The organism is Gluconacetobacter diazotrophicus PA1 5, assembly GCF_000021325.1.
GTDB lineage: Bacteria > Pseudomonadota > Alphaproteobacteria > Acetobacterales > Acetobacteraceae > Gluconacetobacter > Gluconacetobacter diazotrophicus.
Genome location: NC_011365.1, coordinates 3794839 through 3813695, shown reverse-complemented (window position 1 = coordinate 3813695; position 18857 = coordinate 3794839). Strand labels below are relative to the sequence as shown.

21 protein-coding genes are annotated in these 18857 nt (G+C 62.7%); 4 read left to right on the top strand and 17 right to left on the bottom strand.

Annotated features, from left to right (window positions below; genetic code table 11):
* Positions 1-62: 62 nt before the first annotated feature.
* Complete coding sequence (locus GDIA_RS17535) at positions 63-773, top strand: DUF6468 domain-containing protein (protein WP_012225168.1); 711 nt, start codon at positions 63-65, stop codon at positions 771-773.
* 88 nt (positions 774-861) lie between these two features.
* Here the strand turns inward: GDIA_RS17535 and GDIA_RS18115 are convergent, their stop codons facing one another.
* The 4 genes from GDIA_RS18115 to flgF form a co-directional block, all read right to left on the bottom strand.
* Positions 862-1761 (bottom strand): MucR family transcriptional regulator, encoded by a 900-nt coding sequence (locus GDIA_RS18115; RefSeq protein ID WP_012554984.1) that lies wholly within the window; start codon positions 1759-1761, stop codon positions 862-864.
* Positions 1762-2278: 517 nt separating this feature from the next.
* Positions 2279-3355: a flagellin gene (locus GDIA_RS17525; RefSeq protein WP_012554983.1), complete on the bottom strand. Its 1077-nt coding sequence runs from the start codon at positions 3353-3355 to the stop codon at positions 2279-2281.
* A 19-nt stretch (positions 3356-3374) separates the two neighbouring features.
* A complete protein-coding gene (gene flgK, locus GDIA_RS17520) occupies positions 3375-4886 on the bottom strand; it encodes a flagellar hook-associated protein FlgK (RefSeq protein ID WP_012554982.1) in 1512 nt (503 codons plus the stop codon).
* A gap of 106 nt (positions 4887-4992) precedes the next feature.
* Positions 4993-5736 (bottom strand): flagellar basal-body rod protein FlgF, encoded by a 744-nt coding sequence (gene flgF / locus GDIA_RS17515; protein WP_012554981.1) that lies wholly within the window; start codon positions 5734-5736, stop codon positions 4993-4995.
* A gap of 252 nt (positions 5737-5988) precedes the next feature.
* Between flgF and flgG the strand changes: the two genes are divergently transcribed.
* From flgG to flgH, 3 genes are read left to right on the top strand one after another with little or no spacing between them, the layout of a single operon-like run.
* A complete protein-coding gene (gene flgG / locus GDIA_RS17510) occupies positions 5989-6774 on the top strand; it encodes a flagellar basal-body rod protein FlgG (protein WP_173363406.1) in 786 nt (261 codons plus the stop codon).
* Between the two features lie 43 nt (positions 6775-6817).
* Positions 6818-7798 (top strand): flagellar basal body P-ring formation chaperone FlgA, encoded by a 981-nt coding sequence (gene flgA, locus GDIA_RS17505; protein WP_012554980.1) that lies wholly within the window; start codon positions 6818-6820, stop codon positions 7796-7798.
* A gap of 7 nt (positions 7799-7805) precedes the next feature.
* Positions 7806-8558: a flagellar basal body L-ring protein FlgH gene (gene flgH / locus GDIA_RS17500; protein WP_012225159.1), complete on the top strand. Its 753-nt coding sequence runs from the start codon at positions 7806-7808 to the stop codon at positions 8556-8558.
* A gap of 22 nt (positions 8559-8580) precedes the next feature.
* On the opposite strand, the gene GDIA_RS17495 is transcribed toward flgH, so the two are convergent.
* From GDIA_RS17495 to fliN, 13 genes are all read right to left on the bottom strand, one after another.
* Positions 8581-8967, bottom strand: coding sequence for a DUF8776 family protein (locus GDIA_RS17495; protein ID WP_012554979.1), 387 nt, complete (start codon positions 8965-8967; stop codon positions 8581-8583).
* A gap of 29 nt (positions 8968-8996) precedes the next feature.
* On the bottom strand, positions 8997-9557 hold the full coding sequence (locus GDIA_RS17490) for a chemotaxis protein CheD (RefSeq protein WP_244410144.1): 561 nt from the start codon (positions 9555-9557) through the stop codon (positions 8997-8999).
* Positions 9554-9943 carry a response regulator gene (locus tag GDIA_RS17485; protein ID WP_012225156.1) on the bottom strand — a complete coding sequence of 130 codons (390 nt, stop codon included), beginning with the start codon at positions 9941-9943 and terminating at the stop codon, positions 9554-9556. The genes GDIA_RS17490 and GDIA_RS17485 overlap by 4 nt, the downstream gene beginning before the upstream one ends.
* 86 nt (positions 9944-10029) lie before the next feature.
* Positions 10030-11067, bottom strand: a complete 1038-nt coding sequence (locus GDIA_RS17480; RefSeq protein WP_012554977.1) for a protein-glutamate methylesterase/protein-glutamine glutaminase — start codon at positions 11065-11067, stop codon at positions 10030-10032.
* 3 nt (positions 11068-11070) lie between these two features.
* Entirely contained in the window at positions 11071-11904 is an 834-nt protein-coding gene (locus tag GDIA_RS17475) for a CheR family methyltransferase (protein ID WP_244410142.1), read from the bottom strand.
* A gap of 5 nt (positions 11905-11909) precedes the next feature.
* Positions 11910-12371, bottom strand: coding sequence for a chemotaxis protein CheW (locus GDIA_RS17470; RefSeq protein WP_012554975.1), 462 nt, complete (start codon positions 12369-12371; stop codon positions 11910-11912).
* 42 nt (positions 12372-12413) lie between these two features.
* Positions 12414-14669, bottom strand: coding sequence for a chemotaxis protein CheA (locus GDIA_RS17465; RefSeq protein WP_012554974.1), 2256 nt, complete (start codon positions 14667-14669; stop codon positions 12414-12416).
* A gap of 17 nt (positions 14670-14686) precedes the next feature.
* Positions 14687-15070, bottom strand: coding sequence for a response regulator (locus tag GDIA_RS17460; protein ID WP_012225140.1), 384 nt, complete (start codon positions 15068-15070; stop codon positions 14687-14689).
* Positions 15071-15072: 2 nt separating this feature from the next.
* Positions 15073-15390 (bottom strand): STAS domain-containing protein, encoded by a 318-nt coding sequence (locus GDIA_RS17455; RefSeq protein WP_012554973.1) that lies wholly within the window; start codon positions 15388-15390, stop codon positions 15073-15075.
* Entirely contained in the window at positions 15390-16886 is a 1497-nt protein-coding gene (locus GDIA_RS17450; RefSeq protein WP_012225134.1) for a methyl-accepting chemotaxis protein, read from the bottom strand. The genes GDIA_RS17455 and GDIA_RS17450 overlap by 1 nt, the downstream gene beginning before the upstream one ends.
* Before the next feature lie 391 nt (positions 16887-17277).
* The gene (gene fliP, locus GDIA_RS17445) at positions 17278-18006 is read right to left on the bottom strand and encodes a flagellar type III secretion system pore protein FliP (protein WP_041249358.1); all 729 of its coding nucleotides are present in this window, start codon (positions 18004-18006) and stop codon (positions 17278-17280) included.
* 73 nt (positions 18007-18079) lie between these two features.
* A complete protein-coding gene (locus tag GDIA_RS17440) occupies positions 18080-18430 on the bottom strand; it encodes a flagellar biosynthetic protein FliO (RefSeq protein ID WP_012225132.1) in 351 nt (116 codons plus the stop codon).
* Between the two features lie 35 nt (positions 18431-18465).
* Positions 18466-18843 carry a flagellar motor switch protein FliN gene (fliN, locus tag GDIA_RS17435; RefSeq protein ID WP_012225131.1) on the bottom strand — a complete coding sequence of 126 codons (378 nt, stop codon included), beginning with the start codon at positions 18841-18843 and terminating at the stop codon, positions 18466-18468.
* Between the last annotated feature and the right edge of the window lie 14 nt (positions 18844-18857).

The window sequence follows — 18857 nt, the reverse complement described above, 5'->3', positions numbered from 1 at the left end:
GCAAGACGATGCTTTAAGAACAGAAAGCCAGAGTACGTGACAGACTGGAGATCATCGAGCAGATGCTGACACAGATCCAGATGATCATCGAGATCATCCTGTCGTTCTTCCTGCTTTTGGGAATAATCTACAGCCTCTATTTCAGTCGCGTCCTGTCGAACCTGAAGCGGGACCGTGAAAGCCTCCTCGGTCTCGTCGAGAAACTGCAAAGCAGTGTGAAAAGCGCCGAAGAAGGGGTCGAAAAACTGCGCATTGCCGGCGAGGTCAGCGGACGTCCGCTCAGCAGGATGATCGAACAGGCCAAGATGGCGAGCACGGAACTCGACACCATGGTGAGCAAGGCCGATTCGATGGCCGACCGCCTTCAGGGCCTGGCGACGAAGATACCGTCCCAGGAGAGGCGACTGGAAGATTTGCTCGAGAAGACCGAGGAAACCCGGCTGGAACTTGTCCAGGAAGCCAGGAATCTCCGATACCCGGATTGCAGTCCGGAGCTGACGTCCTCGCCCCATACGCCAGAGGCCGAGGATGCCGGCTCGGACCAGGATGCGTCGGACAAGCCTGATTCCATCGTCGCATCACCGGCCGACGCAACGGTCGTGGACCTGGAAGAGGACACGCCCGCCGAGGACAAGTCGCCGGAGGACAAACCCACGGGAAACAAACCCACGGGGAGCAAGTCGGCGGGCAACGAACCCGCAGGGAACAAGCCCACCCCCGGTCGCAGGCGCGAAGGACGCCAGAACAGGTCACGATCGGGCAATTCCGCCTGACTCCGATCGCCAGACCTGTCCTTTCGGCCCGTCTTCGCATGATGAGGTGAGCCCACCCCATCACGATCCGCGCCGGCCCCCGCCGGCCTCAGCGCCACGCGCTGTTCGCGCCCCGCCCCTTGGCTTCCTTTTTCTGGTTCCTTTTCCGCCGGTCGTAGGAGCCGAACTTGGATATCTCCGCCTCGGCCTTTTTCATCTCGGAATAGGCCTCGCTGGCCATGGGGTAATTCGCCGGCAATCCCCAATACACGCGATATGCCTCGGGCGTCTGCCTGTGCTTGTTCTCGATATGACGCTTGAGCATCGTAAACGCCTCGCCGCAATGCAGGCACGTCAGGGAATCCTCACGGACCGAGTTCTGCACCGGGTGGGTGGGATGGTCCCGCTTGGCAATCCACTGACGGGGTTTCCATGGCAGTTCAAGCGACATACCGGGCTGGACTCCGTCACCGGCCGCCAGGGTGGCTTCCCGTCCATAGTCCGCCTTGGCGGGCATTTCGGCCTGTCCGGACGGCAGGTCTGGTATCTGGCTCGCCCCCTGCCCCGGCGCGGAACCGGACGGAGCCACGGCGTTGACTTTCCGATAGGCCACATTCGGTGCCACGCGTGGCTTGGATGGATAAGGCCTCCGAGGCAGCGCCGGTCCCGCTGCGTCCATGGTCCGAACGCCCTCGATCACCTCGATAGGCAGCTTGTTCTCGATGCGCAGTGCTTCCTGAAGTGCATCGTCCATATTGCGGATAATCCCGACATCCGCCATTTCGGACAGGATGCCAAGGATAGCCCCCAGGCGCTCCGGGCTATTCACCGCGATCCTTTTCAAGGCGACCGTCACGTCCTTGACCTTGCCGGCCTGCTCGATAATCGCATCGGGCGTTTGCAGGGGAAGGAATTCCGTATGCAGCCTTCCGACAAGGCGGCTGATGCGCATGTCCGTAATGTGACCCACAGGTGAGGTAAAAATATTATCTGTGCTGGTATCCGCCACGACAGCCTCCACAATACACAAGTTAACCACCTCATTCTGAGGTGGAAATTTATTACCCCCGCCTTGAAATACCGTAGTCAGCGGGATCAATTCTCATAATAATCTCCGAAAGTCGGCCTCACGCGCCGCGCTGAACATTCGGAAGCGAAACGAGCCGGCCCTATCCTGAAACGCGCCATGAGCCTTGAGAAGGCCATAGGGATAACGTGGCAACTGGCCCGCAGATCCATAGGCCTTCGTTAAATTTATCGCTGTTCGCCGCGGGCCTGGCCGCTGTGCCGCCCGGTCCGATGAAGCGGCACCGCCTGCCCTGGCCTTGCAAGGCATTCCCTGCTGGCGGCGGACCCCGCATGGGCCGCTCCTGATGGCGATCATGCCCCGAAGGAATTTCCATTCGATATGATCGAATGAGCTATCCTGCTGTTGTCGTTCAGGACATCAACAGGTCATTACAATATTGGATGATCCAATGTCCCGAACCTGAAATCCATCAGATCCGGAACATTGGACGGAATGCCTAGATGTAATTCGCCAGCGTCAGGCTCTTCATGTCCGAAACCAGCATGTACGACGCCTTGAGACTGGTATCGAGGCTGGACGACTGCACCGCCACCGCGGCGAGATCGGCATCGCGGGCATCGCCAAGCTGACCCGTCAGCGCGGTATTCATGCTGGTCAGCAGGGTGGCATTCGCGGTCAAATTGTCCTGTGTCGTCCCGACCGACGATTCCATATCCGTAAGCTGGCTGATGGTGGTCTGAAGAGACGAATAGACCTGGCTGACCAGATCCGAATACCCGCTCGTGGTGGACGACATCCCGCTCGTGCCGGAAACGATCATCATGTCGCGCATCAGGTCCCGGATGGGAGAGCCGGTGGAGGTCAGGCTCGCTGCAGTTCCCTGTGTCGCCACGATGCCGACCTCGGTCGACGTATTGCTGCCGGTTACGACCGACTTCTGCAGAGCGGTCGCCGCATCCCCCGAGACCGAAAGCTGCGACGAGAAAACCGACGTGCCCGCCGTATTGTCGGCTGCCGCGGTCGTGGCCTGCTCGATAACGGTCGATGCGTCGGAAGACCCCAAGGAACTGACGATGCTGGCGATCTGCGTGGCGAGCGTGCCGCTTGTAACCGATGCCGTGTCCTCGATCGGGGGCTCGGTCGAATCCTTGCCCGCAAAGACATACCCCGATCCGTCGGACGTATTGAGGACCGTTGCAAGCTCCGACAGCGCGGTCGTCGCCTCGCCCGCGGTGGCCGTGACGGCGCTGTCCGTCGTCGTTCCGGTGACGCCGATCAGGCTGGTGGACAGCGACTGCGCCAACGAGACGATCTGCGTCAACGCATCCGCCTGGACGGACAGGCTGTTCTGGGCATTCGTCACGTTGGTCTGCCAGGCTGCGACCTGGGTGATCTGCGGGGCAAGGGAAATGGCGGCGGATCGCGCCTGGCCAAGACCGGCGTAGGTTTCCGAAAGCGTATCCGTGGACGTCTCCCACGAGATCGTCTGCTGCTCCTGCGTCATCGCGTCGATACCGGCGGAGAGGATGAGGGACGATCCGAAATTTCCGTACTGACCGATAGTCGTGCTCATGGCGGTGTCTCCCAGCCGTCTATTGGATCGCGTCGAGAAGCGCGGTGAACATCGTCTGCACCGCGGTCACCACTTTCGCATTGGCCGCGTAGGCGTTCTGCAGCGCGACGACCGTCGACATCTGATCGTCCACGTTTACGCCGGACACGTTGGCGACAGACGTCTGCAACGTTGTCTGCACCGAGGTAGCGGACGTCAGATCGTCGGTGGCGTCGCCGATGACCGCGCCCTGGGCCGAGGTCAGGGACGTGGCAAGGGCCACCAGTCCCTGGGTGCCCGAATATCCGGTCGACAGATTGCCCTCCGGTCCAAGGCCGCTTGACGGCGCTTCAAGCGAACCGCTCACATCCGTCGAAGCGGTTCCGAAAGCCGTGCTGAGGACCGCCGTAATCGTCGACGTATCGCCGTCCGTCGTCAGCGGCGCGGACGTATCCACGCTGATCACCGACGACAGGCCGACGATGCCGCTGGGCGTCTCTGCCGTCGGGTCCGTTGCCGGAACAGCCCCCGTACCATCGGTGAACAGCGAAAGCCCGGCATCGGAAAACCGGGTCGCGAGCGTGGAAGAAAACGAGTCCAGCTGGGCCTGCATCGTCGGATACGTGCTGTCGCGCAGCGTGATGTTCGCTCCGAGCGTTCCACCGGTCAGATGCGCGGTGATGTCCGTGCCGTTCAGCATGATCCCGGAGATCGTCGAGTTGGTATCTCCAGCCTGGTAGTACGACGATGGGGTAATGGTGCTGCCGGATGTCGAAAGCGGCCATGTGCTGGTGGGCAGCGTGACCGTGCTGTCATTTTCCCCGATCTGGTCGGGACGGGTCGGAAGCTCGGTTCCATCGGCGGTCCGGACGATCATGTCGCCGGTCGACGTCTCGGAAAACGTGACCGAAAGTTCGGACGACAGGCTCGACATCACCTGCAGACGCTGGTTCTCGACGTCGGCGGTGCTTCCTCCGCTGGCCCGCAGGCTCATGATCTGCTGCGAGAGCTGCCCGAGCTGCGTCAGGTCGTAATTGACGGAGGATACCGTCGAGACAACGCTGTTTTCGGCGTCCTGGCGCTGGGCCGTATAGGTCGAGGAAAGCGACTGGATGGTGGTGGTCAGGGATTGCGCGGCGGAATACACGGCCGATTGCGACGCGCTGTTCGTGGGGGTCGAGGTCAGGGTCGTGAGGGCGCTTTGCACATTGCCAAGTTCGTCGGCCAACGTGGTCGTGCTTCCCGCATCCGCCGATGTCGATCCCTGGATGTCTGAAACCGCCGCCAGCGAGTTGTTCGTCGCCGTCAACGACGCCACCTGCGCATTCTGTCCGTAAAGAGCGGCCATCAGGGCCTTGTTCACACTCAGTTGCGTCGTGCCGATCTTGATACCGACCCCGACGCCACCCGCCACGGCCGACGATACCTCGGCCGTCTCGCTGACATATCCCGTGGTGCTCGAGTTCGAGACGTTATTGGACAGCACGCCCAACTGATACTCGATCCCGTTCAGTCCGCTGGTGGCCGTTGACAGCGATGACAGCAGGTCCATCTTATTCCCTCGCGCGAATCACGGCCACACAATGCCCATGCAACACTACTGCCTTCGTATGGCGTATGTTCATGGCCAATACAAGGCTTTTGCGCGCCGGTCGGGCCTATGTGGTCGGGTCGGCGGTGATCTTGTCTATCGCGTTGGACTGGCGGGTGGATTCCGTCTGGATCAACTGGAAGGTCAGGTCGTAATCGCGCTGGATCTCGACCATCTGCGTCGTTTCGGAAACGGCGTTCACGTTGCTCGACTCCAGCATCCCCTGCCGTATTTCCTTGTTGGCCACGTTCCGGGTCGGCGTCGTCGGCCGCAGGAGGTAGCCGCCCTCCGGCACCAGGGTATTGGGGTTGTCGACGGTCACAAGGTCCAGCGTGGCGACCCGTCCGGTTTCAGTCGACATCGTTCCGTCCGACGCCACCGACAGCGTATGATCCCGCGGCGGGATGACCACGTTGTTGCCGTTCCTGTCGATCAGCGGGTTTCCCGAACCATCGACGATCGTCCCGTCCGCGCGACGGTTGAATTCACCATTGCGGGTCAGCCGGACCCCCTGCGTGGTGCGAACGGCGAAGTAGCCCTCGCCATTGATGGCGAAATCCGTCAGGTTGCCCGTCTGCCGCAACGCCCCTTGCAGACGGTCCTGATAGGTCGACCTGTCCTGAGTGTACACCTCTTCCTTGTCGCCCGGCAGCCCATGCACGTCCTTCTGCTGGACGAGATAGTCCGAGAACAGCTCCTTCGAGGCCTTGAAGCCGTCCGTGTTCGCGTTGGCCAGGTTGTTGGCCGTAACTTCGAGCGCGCGCGACAGCACGTCGACACGGGACAGGGCGATGTAGGTCGTGTTTTCCAATATCCGGCTCCGGAAGGACATGGTCCGGCTGGGCGGCCCGCCTGCGGTTCAGGATATCGGATCGCCATGACAACGGCAACACTTCAGAAAAGGCCTTGCCATGGCGGTGGCGTCCGCCTATTTTTCCAAGGCCAGCGCGTCGTGCGGACGACAATCCATTACATTTTATATACGCGTGGCACACCGTAGCCCATATCTGCATGCCGGCAATGGTCGTGACGTGAAATACATCCGGAGTACCGCCATCCCATGATGCCGTCCCTTGATATTGCCGCCACGGGCATGCAGGCTCAGACGACGAACGTCGATACGATTTCCAACAATATCGCGAACATGACGACCACCGGCTACAAGCGTCGCCGGGCGGAATTCCAGGATCTCATCTATCAGGACGTCCGGCGCGTCGGGACCATGAGTTCCGACACGGGCGACCTGGTGCCCGCGGGCGCGCAGATCGGCCTGGGTGTTCGCACCGCCGGAATCTACCGGATCAACGAACAGGGCACGCTGGAGCAGACCAGCAACGCGCTCGACATGGCCATCCAGGGGCCGGGCTATTTCCAGGTGACGCTGCCATCGGGCGAATATGCCTATACGCGTGACGGCACCTTCTCGCTGTCGGAAGACGGCACGATCGTCACCGCGGACGGATATCCGCTGAGCCCGAACATTACCCTGCCGAACAACGCCGAGAACATCACCGTCGATCAGAGCGGCCAGGTCCAGTACACGATATCCGGCCAGACGCAGGCCCAGGTCGCGGGCCAGATCCAGCTAGGTATCTTCCAGAACGAGAACGGGCTGGCCGCCATGGGCCAGAACCTGTTCACGCAGACGACGTCGTCGGGTGACGCGATCCTGGGCACCCCCCAGGCCCAGGGGTATGGCCTGATCCAGCAGGGATTCATCGAGGAATCGTCCGTCAACGTGGTCACCGAAATCACGGACCTGATCACGGCGCAGCGCGCCTATGAGATGAACAGCAAGGTCATCACCGCTTCGGACGAAATGCTTCAGACGCTGACGAACCTGAAATAACGTGTCCATGCGAGCAGCACTTGTGGCAACCGCTGCTGCGGGCATGATGACATTTCACGTTGCTTCCGTATGCGCGGCGACATTGCGAAGCGCCACGGTCATCACATCGAACACGGTCAGGCTGTCGGATCTCTTTGCCGATCTGGAGCCGGGCGAGGACAGGGTCATCGGCCCGGCGCCTGCACCCGGCGCCAGCATCCATGTCGGCGGCGGCCAGTTGATCGCCATTGCCGACCAGTTCGGCGTGGACTGGATCGACCAGTCGCCATCGGCACTGGCCACCATCACGCGGGCCGGCCGGCTTCTCGACAAGGAGTTCTTTGTCGAATTCGTGCGCAGGAGCCTGTCGGACGGCGGGACCGATCCTCTCTCGGTCGACCTGGTCGATTTCCATCCCCTGATGGTCGCGCCGGACGATCCAAAGCCGGTCACCATGTCGGACGTCAGTTGGGATCAGCGCAGCGGCCGGTTCTCCGCGACAATCTATCGCACGCATCCGACCGGCGACGTGACGCAGGATTCGTTCATGCTGACCGGGACCGTGCACGCTGCGCAAAGGGTGCTGGTGTTCGCGCGCGCGCTGTCCGCCGATACGGTACTTTCTTCCTCGGACGTGCGCGTGGACGACGCCTATGTCGGCCGCCTGTCGGATGGCGTGATGACGGATGCGGGCGGGATCGAGGGCATGACCCTCATGCACAATGTCGTCGCCGGCCAGCCGGTCCTGGACCGGGACCTGCACAGGTCGGTCGTGATGCATAAGGGCAATCCTATCCTGATCGCGTTCACCGTCCCCGGAATCCACCTGGCCGCAACCGGAAGGGCCCTGGAAGATGGCGGTGACGGCCAATATGTGCATGCGCTGAACGTCGGCAGCGGCATGATCGTGACCGGCCGCGTGACCAGCGCATCGGAAATCCAGGTCGATTCCAGATCGACGGCCGTGCCTTCGAATTCGAACGCCCTGCGGCTTCTGACCGCGTCCGCCCGCCCGAACACGCGGGCGGAGTCTTCGTTCCGGTAATCGCCAGATGCGTTGGGACCTTTCAGTGACGCAATATTACCTAGCGGGCGCGGCCATGGCAGGCCTGCTGTTCCTGACCGGATGTGCCGGCCTGTCGGATCTCAGCGAGAACGGCCATCCGCCGCGCATGACCACGACATCGGACCCGACGCAGAGTCCCGATTACCGGCCGGTCACGATGCCGATGCCGCCGCTCCAGGCGCCGCCTACGGAAGTCGGTAGTCTGTGGCGACCGGGAAGCCGATCCTTCTTCAAGGACCAGCGGGCATCGCAGGTTGGCGACCTTATCACGATCATCGTGCAGGTGGCCGACAACGCCAACATCGTCAACAATACGTCGGCTGCCGGCAGCGGGTCCGAAGATTTCGGCATTCCCAGCATCTTCGGCCTCAAGGGCAAGGTGGCGTCACACCTTTCCAGTTCGAGCGCCCTCAACACGAGCAGCGCCACCGCCAACACGGCAACAGGCAGGATCACCAGGACCGAGGCAGTCGGCCTCACCCTGGGCGGGACGATCACGCAGGTCTTGCCGAACGGCAATTTCGTCGTGGTGGCCCGCCAGGAAGTCAGGGTCAACGGCGAATTGCGGCAGCTTATGGTCAGCGGCGTCGTCCGGCCCCAGGACATCACGGAAGATAACACGGTGACCCATGACAGGATCGCCGAGGCCCGGATTTCATATGGCGGACGCGGTCAGTTGACCAAGCTCCAGACGCCGCGATACGGGCAGCAGATCCTGGATAACGTTCTTCCGTTCTGAATCGACAGCGTGTCGTAACCTGTCAGAAAAAATCGATCTCGCCGGAAGGATGCGTCATGTCCGGCGCGCTCTCGCCCCTCAGCACTTGCTGAACGGCGCTGAGCTTCACCCCGTCATAGAGGCCGGCCGTGCTGACGGTGGCTGTCTTCCAGGTGGTGGAAAGGCATGTCAGGTTCCGCAGGATCGTCGCCACGGCTTCGATGATCTGCGTCGCCGAATCCAGTTTCTGGAGACTGCGCATCTCCTCTTCCCCGATCACGACCTTTGTCACGCAATCGTCCACGGCCTGCTGGGCGCCGAGCAGATCCGCGCAGGCTTCGTCCAGAAGCCACGTGACCCGTGTCATGGCCTCCTGCACCGTGACATCCCTGCCCGGCACCTTCTGCGTCGGGGCGGAGTGCGTTTCCATCGTGATCTCTCTCTTCTGGGCCCGGACACTCAAAACAGTTCAACGTCGGAGCCGGACTCCTTGGCCCATTTCTGCTCGGCTTCCGCCTCGCGCCGGCTATAGGCCACTTCCTGCCGCCCGATGGCCTGTGCGTCATGCACCAGGCTCTGCTGCGCCCTGCCGCTGATCGGCCAGAACCGTACACGCCGCGCCTGACTGCCGCCGAGGCTCTGCGAAACGCAGGTTATTCCCTCGGTCGAAAGATAGTTCAGCGCGAAACGAATATTCTCCCGCCCGACCCGGCCCAGGGAAGGCACGACGGCAGCCCCTCCGAACGCCTTGCACAGGAGACGCGTCCGGTTTCCGCCAGCCTTGAGAATCCCGTTCACGAGCATTTCCATCGAGTTGACGCCGAACCGCATCGCCGTACCGTCGTGGCCTTCGCCTCCCCCCGGGAGCAGAAAATGGTTCATGCCACCAACGCGCGCGACCGGATCGTACATACAGATCGAAATACAGGAGCCGAGCAGCGTGCCCAGGACGACCGAAGGATCGTCCGAGATCATCACCTCGCCCTGTACAACTGTCGCAAGCGTGGAGGCTGTCGTCACGTTATAGGTCCGAACACCTTTTCCAGAACCTCCCGCAGCTTCGCCACGGTATACGGCTTGGCGAGGAAGTTGTTCACGCCGGCCTTGACGGCCTCTTGAACAAGGTCCTTGCTGGCCTCGCTGGTCAGGATGATGAAGGCGACTTTCTGGGTCTTCGGATTGCCTCGGACAGCACGCAGCAGAGCCAGGCCGTCCATGACGGGCATGTTGAAGTCCGAAATCACCAGATGGGTCTGGTTCTGGTCCAGATATTCGACGGCTTCCTTGCCATCCTTTCTCTGCGCGATATTGGTAAAACCGAGCTGAGCCAGGCTGTTGGCCAGAACCTGGCGGATAGAGGACTGGTCGTCGACGATGAGTGACCTGATCTGTGAAGCGGCTGGCATTGCCTCCCCTTTCTCTCTTTGTCCAAATTCCGGCCGATGTCGCCGGCATCAAGCGCTACTGTGCGGTTTCCCGCCGATATGTCACGTCAACGCGTATGAACGGTCATGGCGGCGGCGCTGATCTGGCAAAGAGGGACAATCCGGGAAGCCGCCCCGATCTCGGCTGCAATCCGAGGCATTCCATAAACGACCGCAGACGCCTTGTCCTGCGCAATCGTCTGAGCCCCGGCATGCCGCATGGCGAGGAGGCCCTCGGCTCCATCCTGGCCCATGCCGGTCAGGATAATGCCAAGGGCATCGTTGCCGGCCTGCCTGGCAACGGAGCCGAACAGGACATCCACCGAGGGGCAGTGGCCACTGACCGGCGGTGATTTCACCAGGCGCGTCACGTACCGGCCGTCGCGCCGTTCCACCACGGTGTGCCTGTCCCCACCCGGGGCGATCCTGACGACACCGGGCGCCAGCACCTCGCCATCCCTTGCCTCACCTATGGACAGGGCCGCGATCTTCTGGTCCAGCCTGTTGGCGAAGCTGGCCGTGAAAAGCGCGGGCATATGCTGGCAGATGACGATGGGTGGGCTCTGGGCGGGAAAGCCTGACAGCACTTCCTCGATCGCCTCGACTCCACCGGTCGAGGCCCCGATCGCGATCAGCCCGATCGAATGCCCCCAGTCCGCATGCTGGCGCGGCGGGGACGCCGGGTCGCGACGCGGAAGCCTGGCAACGGGATGCGAACGCGCGGCCTGGATGACAAGCCGCGCCAGGCCGGCGAAAGCATCCGCGCCGACGACCGAGGACGGTTTCGGGAAACAATCGAACGCGCCCATCTGCAGGGCCGTGATCGCCGTGTCGGCACCCCGCGCGGTCAGGCTGGATACCATCACGACCGGAATCGGGCGCAGTCGCATGATCTTCTCCAGGAACTGGAGACCGTTCATGCCGGGCATCTCGACATCGAGCGTGATGACGTCCGGCTGATCCTGGATGATCAGGTCCCGCGCCTCGATCGGGTTCGCCGCTTCGCCACAAACGACGATATCCGGGTTCTGGCCGAAGGACCTCTTGATAAGCGCCCTTATTGTCCGCGAGTCGTCAACAACGAGAACCCTGACCGGCTTCTCCATGGCTCAGTGACCCTTCCTGTAGATCGTCGGTGCAACCTGCTCCAGGCCGCACTCGCTTTTGGACGCCACCCTCTCGGAATGGCCGACATAGAGGAAGCCGCCCTCTTCGAGCCGGTCGGCGAGGCGGCGCCACAGACGTTCCCTTGTGGCCTCATCGAAATAGATGACGACGTTGCGGCAGAAGATGGCGGAAAAACTTCCCTTTATCGGCCAGTCGGCATTCAGGTTGAGGACGCGGAACGCCGGCAGCCGACAGATACCGCCGGTGAAGCGGAAGTCGCCGCCGCCGCATGGCTCCATGAACTGGGCCCGCTTGCCCGCCGGAATGGCTTCGACTTCCGCTTCCGGATAGATGCCGGTCGCGGCCTGCGCCACGACGTCGGAATTGATGTCCGTCGCAAGGATACGCACGTCGTGCGAGGACGCTTCGGGAAACGCCGCCATGACGGACATGGCGATGCTCCACGGCTCCTGCCCCGTCGAACAGGCCGCCGACCACAATCGCCCACGCCCTCCCGCACGGGCCTTCGCCGCCAGTCGCGGCACGACGAATTCCTTCAGGTGGGTGAAGTGGTTCTTCTCGCGAAAGAAGCTGGTGACGTTGGTCGTCAGGACGCAGATGAATTTTTCCAGTTCGTCCTGCCCTTCGGGGGCCTGTACGAAATCCAGATACGTGCGGAACGACGCCTGCCCGAGTTCGCGCACCCTGCGGGACACGCGCGAATACACCAGCGTTTTCTTGGAATCCGGAAGGCATATTCCGGCTTCCTTCTGCGCGATCCGCTGCACGGTCTGGAAATCGGCATCCGTGTAATCGGGACCGCCGGCTGACGTCATGTCCATCATTCGGGAATCGCGTTCCCCACCAGCTCGCCCACGACAGTATCCAGGCGAAGAACGCCGATGATCCGGTCGCCGATCATGACCAGCCCGCTAAGGCTGCTGCCTTCCTCGGACACCGCCTGGATTTCGCCGAGATTGACGTCGGCCATGTCGATGACCCGATCGACCAGAATCCCGCACACGATGCCGTTGCTCGATTCGACGATCACCACGACCCGGCGCGGATTGTCGGCCTCCGGCTTCACGTTCAGATAGACCGCCAGGTCGATCACCGTGAGGATGACGCCCCGCAGGTTGATGGCCCCGCATACATAGGTCGGGGCATAGGGCAGCGCGGTCGTCTTTTCGAATTTCCGGATCTCGCGGACACTCAGGATCGGTATGCAGTATTCCTGTTCCCCTACGACGAATACGATCATCTTCACGATTTTGGCGTCTTCGGTCCCTGCTTCTTCCGTCATGTCGGTTCCCTGCTGAATACTGATCGCCATACTGCGGTTTTGTTACGCCGCCAACCCTGTGCGGGCCCCCGGGGGCTTGGTATCGATACGCCCGATGACGGAGGCGATCAGGCCCGGCACGTCGAGGATCAGGGAAACGCTGCCGTCGCCAAGAATGGTCGCCGCCGAGACGCCGGGGATCTGCCGGTAATTCTTCTCCATGCTCTTGATGACGACCTGCGTCTGGTCGTGGATCTTGTCCACGATCAGCGCCGCCCGGGCACCCGACTCGTTTTCGACGACCAGGATGACGGCCTCGTCCGACCGTTCATCGGACCCGGCCGACGACAGGCCCAGTTCCTTGCCCAGCGGCACCAGCGGCATGCAACTGCCGCGGATCGAGATCACGTTCCCTCCCCCCGGCAGGGTGTAGACGTCCTGATGGTCGATCATCATGGTTTCCACCACGGATGACACCGGAATGACCATCGTGGAATCGCCGGCACTGACCAGCATGCCGTCCAGCACGGCCAGGGTCAGAGGAAGGCTGAGGCAGAACGTGGTTCCCTCGCCCCGCACGCTGCTGATCGTGATCCGGCCGCCAAGGCTGAGGATCGCCTGCTTGACGACATCCATGCCCACGCCGCGCCCGGACAGGTCGGACACCTTTGCCGCTGTCGAAAAGCCCGGCGCGAAGAGAAGATTGTTGATCTCGTCATCGGTCAGGACCGCGTCCGGCGCGACGATGCCGCGCGAGATCGCCGTCGCGAGGACACGCTCGCGATTGATGCCGCCCCCGTCATCCCTGATCGTGATCAGGATGCGCCCGGAACGGTGCGCCGCGGACAGAAGAACGTGGCCGGTCGCGGACTTGCCGGCTGCCAGGCGGTCCTCCGTCTTCTCGATGCCGTGGTCGACCGCATTGCGCAGCATGTGGGTGAGCGGGTCGGTCAGCTTCTCGACCAATGTCCGGTCGACTTCGGTGTCTTCACCCTCCAGCGTCAGGACGACATCCTTGTCGGTCATCGAACACGCCTCGCGCACCACGCGCTGCATGCGCTGGAACACGCTGCGCACCGGCTGCGCCCGGACCGCCATGACGGCGTCCTGGATGTCGCGTGTCAGGGACTGCATGCTGGTGACACTCTCCACCAGTTCCCGCATTGCCGAGGAATCGTCCCGTCGGGACAGGGATTCGATCGCCGCCTGCGCGATGACCAGTTCACCCACAAGGTCCATCAGGTCGTCGATCCGGTGAAGATCGACACGGATGGATGCCTGCTCGGGCCGACGGACCGGCGCCCCGCCACCGCCCCCGGTGGCCGGGGGTGCCTCGGGCGCCGGCGCCACGTGGACAGGCGTGTCCTGGGGCGGGCTGGACGCCGGCAGCAATACCGCCGCGTCCTCGGCCTCCGGTACCCCTGCATCCGATGCGACGGCATCCGGTGCGGGCAGCGCCGCCTCGTCCTGATCCGGTTCCTGGTCGTCACCGCGGGACACCGTGAGGTCGCACACATCGCCGACCCAGTCGAACACGGCCCGGACGCTCTCCTCCGTTACCTCGGAGGGAAGAACGACGCGCCACGACAGGTAGGAGATTTCGGGGTCCAGCGACGCGAAGGCCGGAAGCGCCGAAACATCGCAGGTGACCGTTCCCACTCCGCCATAGGCGGATGCCGCGTCCGCAAGCCCGATCAGGATGTTCCTGGCATCGTCTCCGCGCTCGTACATGGCATCATGCGGGCGGAACGTGACGACGAGGTGCGAAGCGGCGGGAGCGGCAGGCGCGGGTTCCTCGTCGAAACTGAAATCCACCGCCACCGGCTCGAAATCCACGGGAACCGGGACGAAATCCATCGGGACCGGGACGAAATCCGCCGGAATGACATCTTCCGTCTTTTTCGGCGCACCATCGCCGTTGATGAGGGTCTCGAGTTCCGCCTGGCTTTCGGCGACACGTCCGTGATCCACGGACGCCCCATCGCGGGCCTCGGCCACCAGGTCGCTGAGAACGTCCATCGCCTTGAGGAAGGTCTTGATGATCTCGGGCGTCGGCGAGATACGGTCGGAACGCAGACCGTCCAGGGAGCTTTCGAATACATGCGCGAAGCGCACGAGGTTTTCGAGTCCGAATGAGGCCGCGCCCCCCTTGATGGAGTGCACGGCTCGAAAGACGGCATTGATGGTCTCGTGCCCGGATTCGCCGTCCGAAAGTGCCGACAGCCCGCGCTCAAGCTCCTGAAGCTGTTCGTCACACTCCTGAAAGAAAATCTGGAGGATGTCGTCCATGTCGCCGTTCATGTCGATGTCACCACTCATTCTGGTGCTCCTCCCTGTCAGGCGGTAACCCGGCGGATCGCCGCCACGAGACTGTCGGTGCTGAATGGCTTGACGATCCACCCCGTCGCCCCGGCCGCGCGGGCCCTGGCCTTCTTCTCGGGATCACTTTCCGTGGTCAGGACGATGATCGGGAGATGCTTGAACTGGTCCATCTTGCGGACCGCCTCGATCACCTCGAACCCGTCCATGCGCGGCATGTTGATGTCGGTAATGATCGCGTTGGGGGACGGACTGGCGGCCTTCAGGACCTCGATCCCTTCCACTCCGTCGCCGCCCTGGATGACATCGTATCCGTTCCCTTCCAGGGCCTTGCGCAGCATGCCCTGCATGGTCCGGGAATCGTCGATGGTGAGGACGCGCACAGCCGGTTTTCCCACCATGTTCATTGCTCCACGGGAAGGGTGAGTGGTTCTGACAGGAATTCACCCGTCCCGAAAAGCGAGTACGCTTCCTTGACCTGCTCTGAGGGCGAAACGAGCGGACATCCGCTTGCGACAAGGATCTGCAGGCACAGGCCGCCGACATAGGCAACGCCCGACGAATCAAGGCTGACCCCGTTCGCCCCACCCTGTTCCTTCGCCTGTTCGATCATGCCCTTCAGCGCAAAGGCTGCGGCGGTATCCAGACGCTCGGGCAGCGTCACGCAGACCGCGGGACCGGCACCGGACTCGATAGATGTGGACAAGGAAGCGGCCGCCATCAGAATTCCTCCCATCCACTGTCGGAAGACGTTGTCGAAAGTGGCGTGGCGAGCGCGGTTTCCGCGACCCGGCTTGGCTTGACGACCGCCCGCGCGGGCGGAAGCTTCGCGGGACTCTGGCCGGCAATCCCGTTTTCTCGCCCCATGCCGATCTTGAACCGGCTGAGCGTCTGCGCCAGCGTCCTGGTCTCGGCGGTCAGGTTGTGGCTGGCAGCCGTCGTCTGCTCGACCATGGCGGCATTCTGCTGCGTCACCTGGTCCATGTCGCCGATCGAGGCCGTGATCTCGGACAGGCGCTGGGCCTGGTCCTGCGTGGAGACCGAGATCTCCCCGACCCGGGTCGCGATGTTTTCCGTGCTTACCGCGAACTCGGCCAAGTAATGACCGGTCTGCTGCACCAGGTCGACGCCCTTGACGACCTGATCGGCGGAAACGGAAATCAGTCGCTTGATCTCTCGCGCCGACTTGGCCGACTGCTCGGCCAGGGACCGCACTTCCTGCGCCACCACCGCGAAGCCGCGTCCCGCGTCACCGGCACGGGCCGCCTCGACGCCCGCGTTCAGGGCCAGGACGTTGGTCTGGAACGCGATGCCGTCGATGACCGAGATGATCTCGCCGATCGCGTCGGACGACTTCTTGATCCCGTCCATCGCCTCGGTCGTTTCGGCCATGACCCCGGTGGCCGACTTGACCTTCTCCTGAGCCTGTCTCGTCTCGGCATTGGCCTCCGCGCAGGCCTTCGCGTTGCGCTGCACGCCGTCGGTGACGGTGCGGACGGACGCCGCCGCCTGGCCGAGATTCGCCGCCTGCTTCTCGGTCCGCTTCGCAAGGTCGTCGGAAGCGGTCGAGATCTCGGTGGCGCCGGTCGCAATCAGGTCGGAGTTGCTGGCCACGGCCCGCAGCGCCTCGCTCAGGCGCAACGCCGAGTGATTGAACGCGTCACGCAGCGGCGTGAATTCGCCGTCGAAGATCGCGCCCGAGATCCGCACCCGCAGGTCGCCCTTGGCCATATCCGCCAGGGCCGAGCCGAGAGATTCGATGACCTCGTGCGTCTGCCGGTCGCGTTCCTGGCTGCGCTTGAGCGATTCCTTGATTTCCTCGGCCATCGCATCCTGGCGCGACTTGGCCTCGCTCTGTTCCCGCACGCTCCGGGCGAACGAGACCATCACGCGGGCCAGGCGGCCCACCCCGTCCTTGTTGTCGAGGAACGGAACATCACCACTGATCTCGCCACGCCCCAGACTCTCGCCGATATCGACGATCTGCTCCAGAGGGGTCGTGACCCCGATCGTCAAGGCGTACCACAGCGCATAGACGACGATTTCACCAAAGCCGAGCGCGCTCATGTTCATCAGGAACATATGCTCGACCGGCTCGTGATTGAGATAACCTACTGCCTCGATGATGATCTGGAGCATCAGGTAAGCTTCCAGACACAGCATAGCTATCCTGATCTTGACGCGCAGCGGGGCGTCCTGGTTCAGCCACTTCAGCATGCGGATGCAACTTCCCTTCTTGTTTCACGGGGTGCCACGCATGGAAGCGCCAGCGCACCAATTCCCGCCTCATATAGTACGTCTGGTGCCGATGGCCTTTTCATCGCCGCCTTGCCGGCCACCAACCGTGGAAAACGCCCGGACATCATCCAAGCCAGTTTAGATGCTTCATGACTACATGTCTTTATTGCGTGGGAGCCGCTACAACAAGGCGATCGTCCAAGCGCGCAACTCTGTCAAGCCCGTCGTTCAAGGCTTTCGCATGGCTATCCTGATCCCCGATCCTCCTCTACCGATGCCCGGCAAGCCCCAGACGGCCTTCGGGAAGGAATTCTTCCCAAAAACCAATACTGTAACGAAACAGGATCACCCTTGGCGGTCGCCGCTTCGGTCAGCCCCCGAAGCTTCTGACCAATCCCCCCGCCACCATCTGCCACCCATCCACCATGACGAAGAAGATCAGCTTGAACGGCAGGGAGATCGTGGCAGGCGGGAGCATCATCATGCCGAGACTCATGAGGACGCTCGACGTGACGATGTCGATGACCAGGAACGGCAGGTAGAGCAGGAATCCCATCTCGAAACCGCGGCTGAGTTCGCCGATCATGAAGGCCGGCATGATCACCCGCCACGGCGTCTCGGCAGGCGTCGCCGGCGGCGGCACGTTTGCGAGATGCAGAAACGTCGTGATGTCGGCCGGCCGCGCGTTCGCCAGCATGAACGTCCGGAACGGCTCTGCCGCGGCCGTCAGGCCTTCCATTTCACTGACGCGGCCATCCATCATGGGGACGATGCCATGATCCCATGATTGTTGGAAAACAGGCTGCATGACGAAGAAGGTCAGGAACAGCGCCAGGCCGATCAGTACCGTGTTGGGAGGGGCCCCCTGCGCCCCGATCGCACCACGCAACAGGGACAGCACGACGATGATCCGCGTGAAGGCGGTCACCATCACCAGCAGGCTGGGCGCAAGCGAGAGAATCGTGATCAGCGCCGTCAACTGGACGAGGCGGCTGGTCGTTCCCGCGTCACCCATCCCCTTCCCCAGATCCAGCGACAGGGACTGGGCGTGGGCCAATGTCGGCATGCCAGCCAGCACGGCACCCGCTACGACGCACATGACGACGGCACCGAACCTGGCGGCACGCCCCGTGGATGACCGAGATGTCAACGCGTTCGCTCCGGTATTCACGTCATTCGCCTGGATCGCTCGCGGAATTGGCCGAGGGCGCCACCGGTCGCGGCCGGCCGTCCTCGCCATCCATCCAACCCAGAAACACGTCATTTCCTCCACCAGTCAGGATCAGGGCCGTCTTCTCGCCGCACCTTATCAGGCTGACGCGCCGACGCGGGTCGATGGCCAGGCTCTCCACCATCGCGAGGCTACGTGTCCGGCGCGCCTTCAACAGATAGGGCTCAAGGAATTTCAGGCCGTAGCGGCACAGAAGGATAAGCGCGATGACGATGGCGAACGACGCGAGGCCCGTCAGCCACACGGTGGCGAACGGTCCCGTGCCATGCGCGAGCGACCCGGTCTGGGACATGTTCGGAACACCTGTCCCGGACATTCCGATGTCTCCTAGCCGGACACGGCGGCCGACGAAATGATCTCTGTCATTGTCACGCCGATATGGTTGTCATCGACCACGACGACCTCGCCCCGGGCGATCAGCCGGTTGTTCGCATAGATATCCACGGCCTCCCCCAACTTCCTGTCCAGTTCCACGACCGCGCCGCGACCGAGCTTGAGCAACTGGCTGACGGGCATCGTCGCCGAACCGATCACGGCCGTGATCTTCACCGGGATGTCGTAGACCGCTTCCATCTGGCCGGAGCCGTCGCCATTCTTCTGCTTCCGGCCGGCCGCCGTTGCGCTGCCATCCGGCTCCGCGCCCGCGGGCGACGGAGCGGCGCTGGAGAAATCCTCAAGTCCGATGCCTGGGTCGTTAGTGCTCATGGTACTCTCCGCCT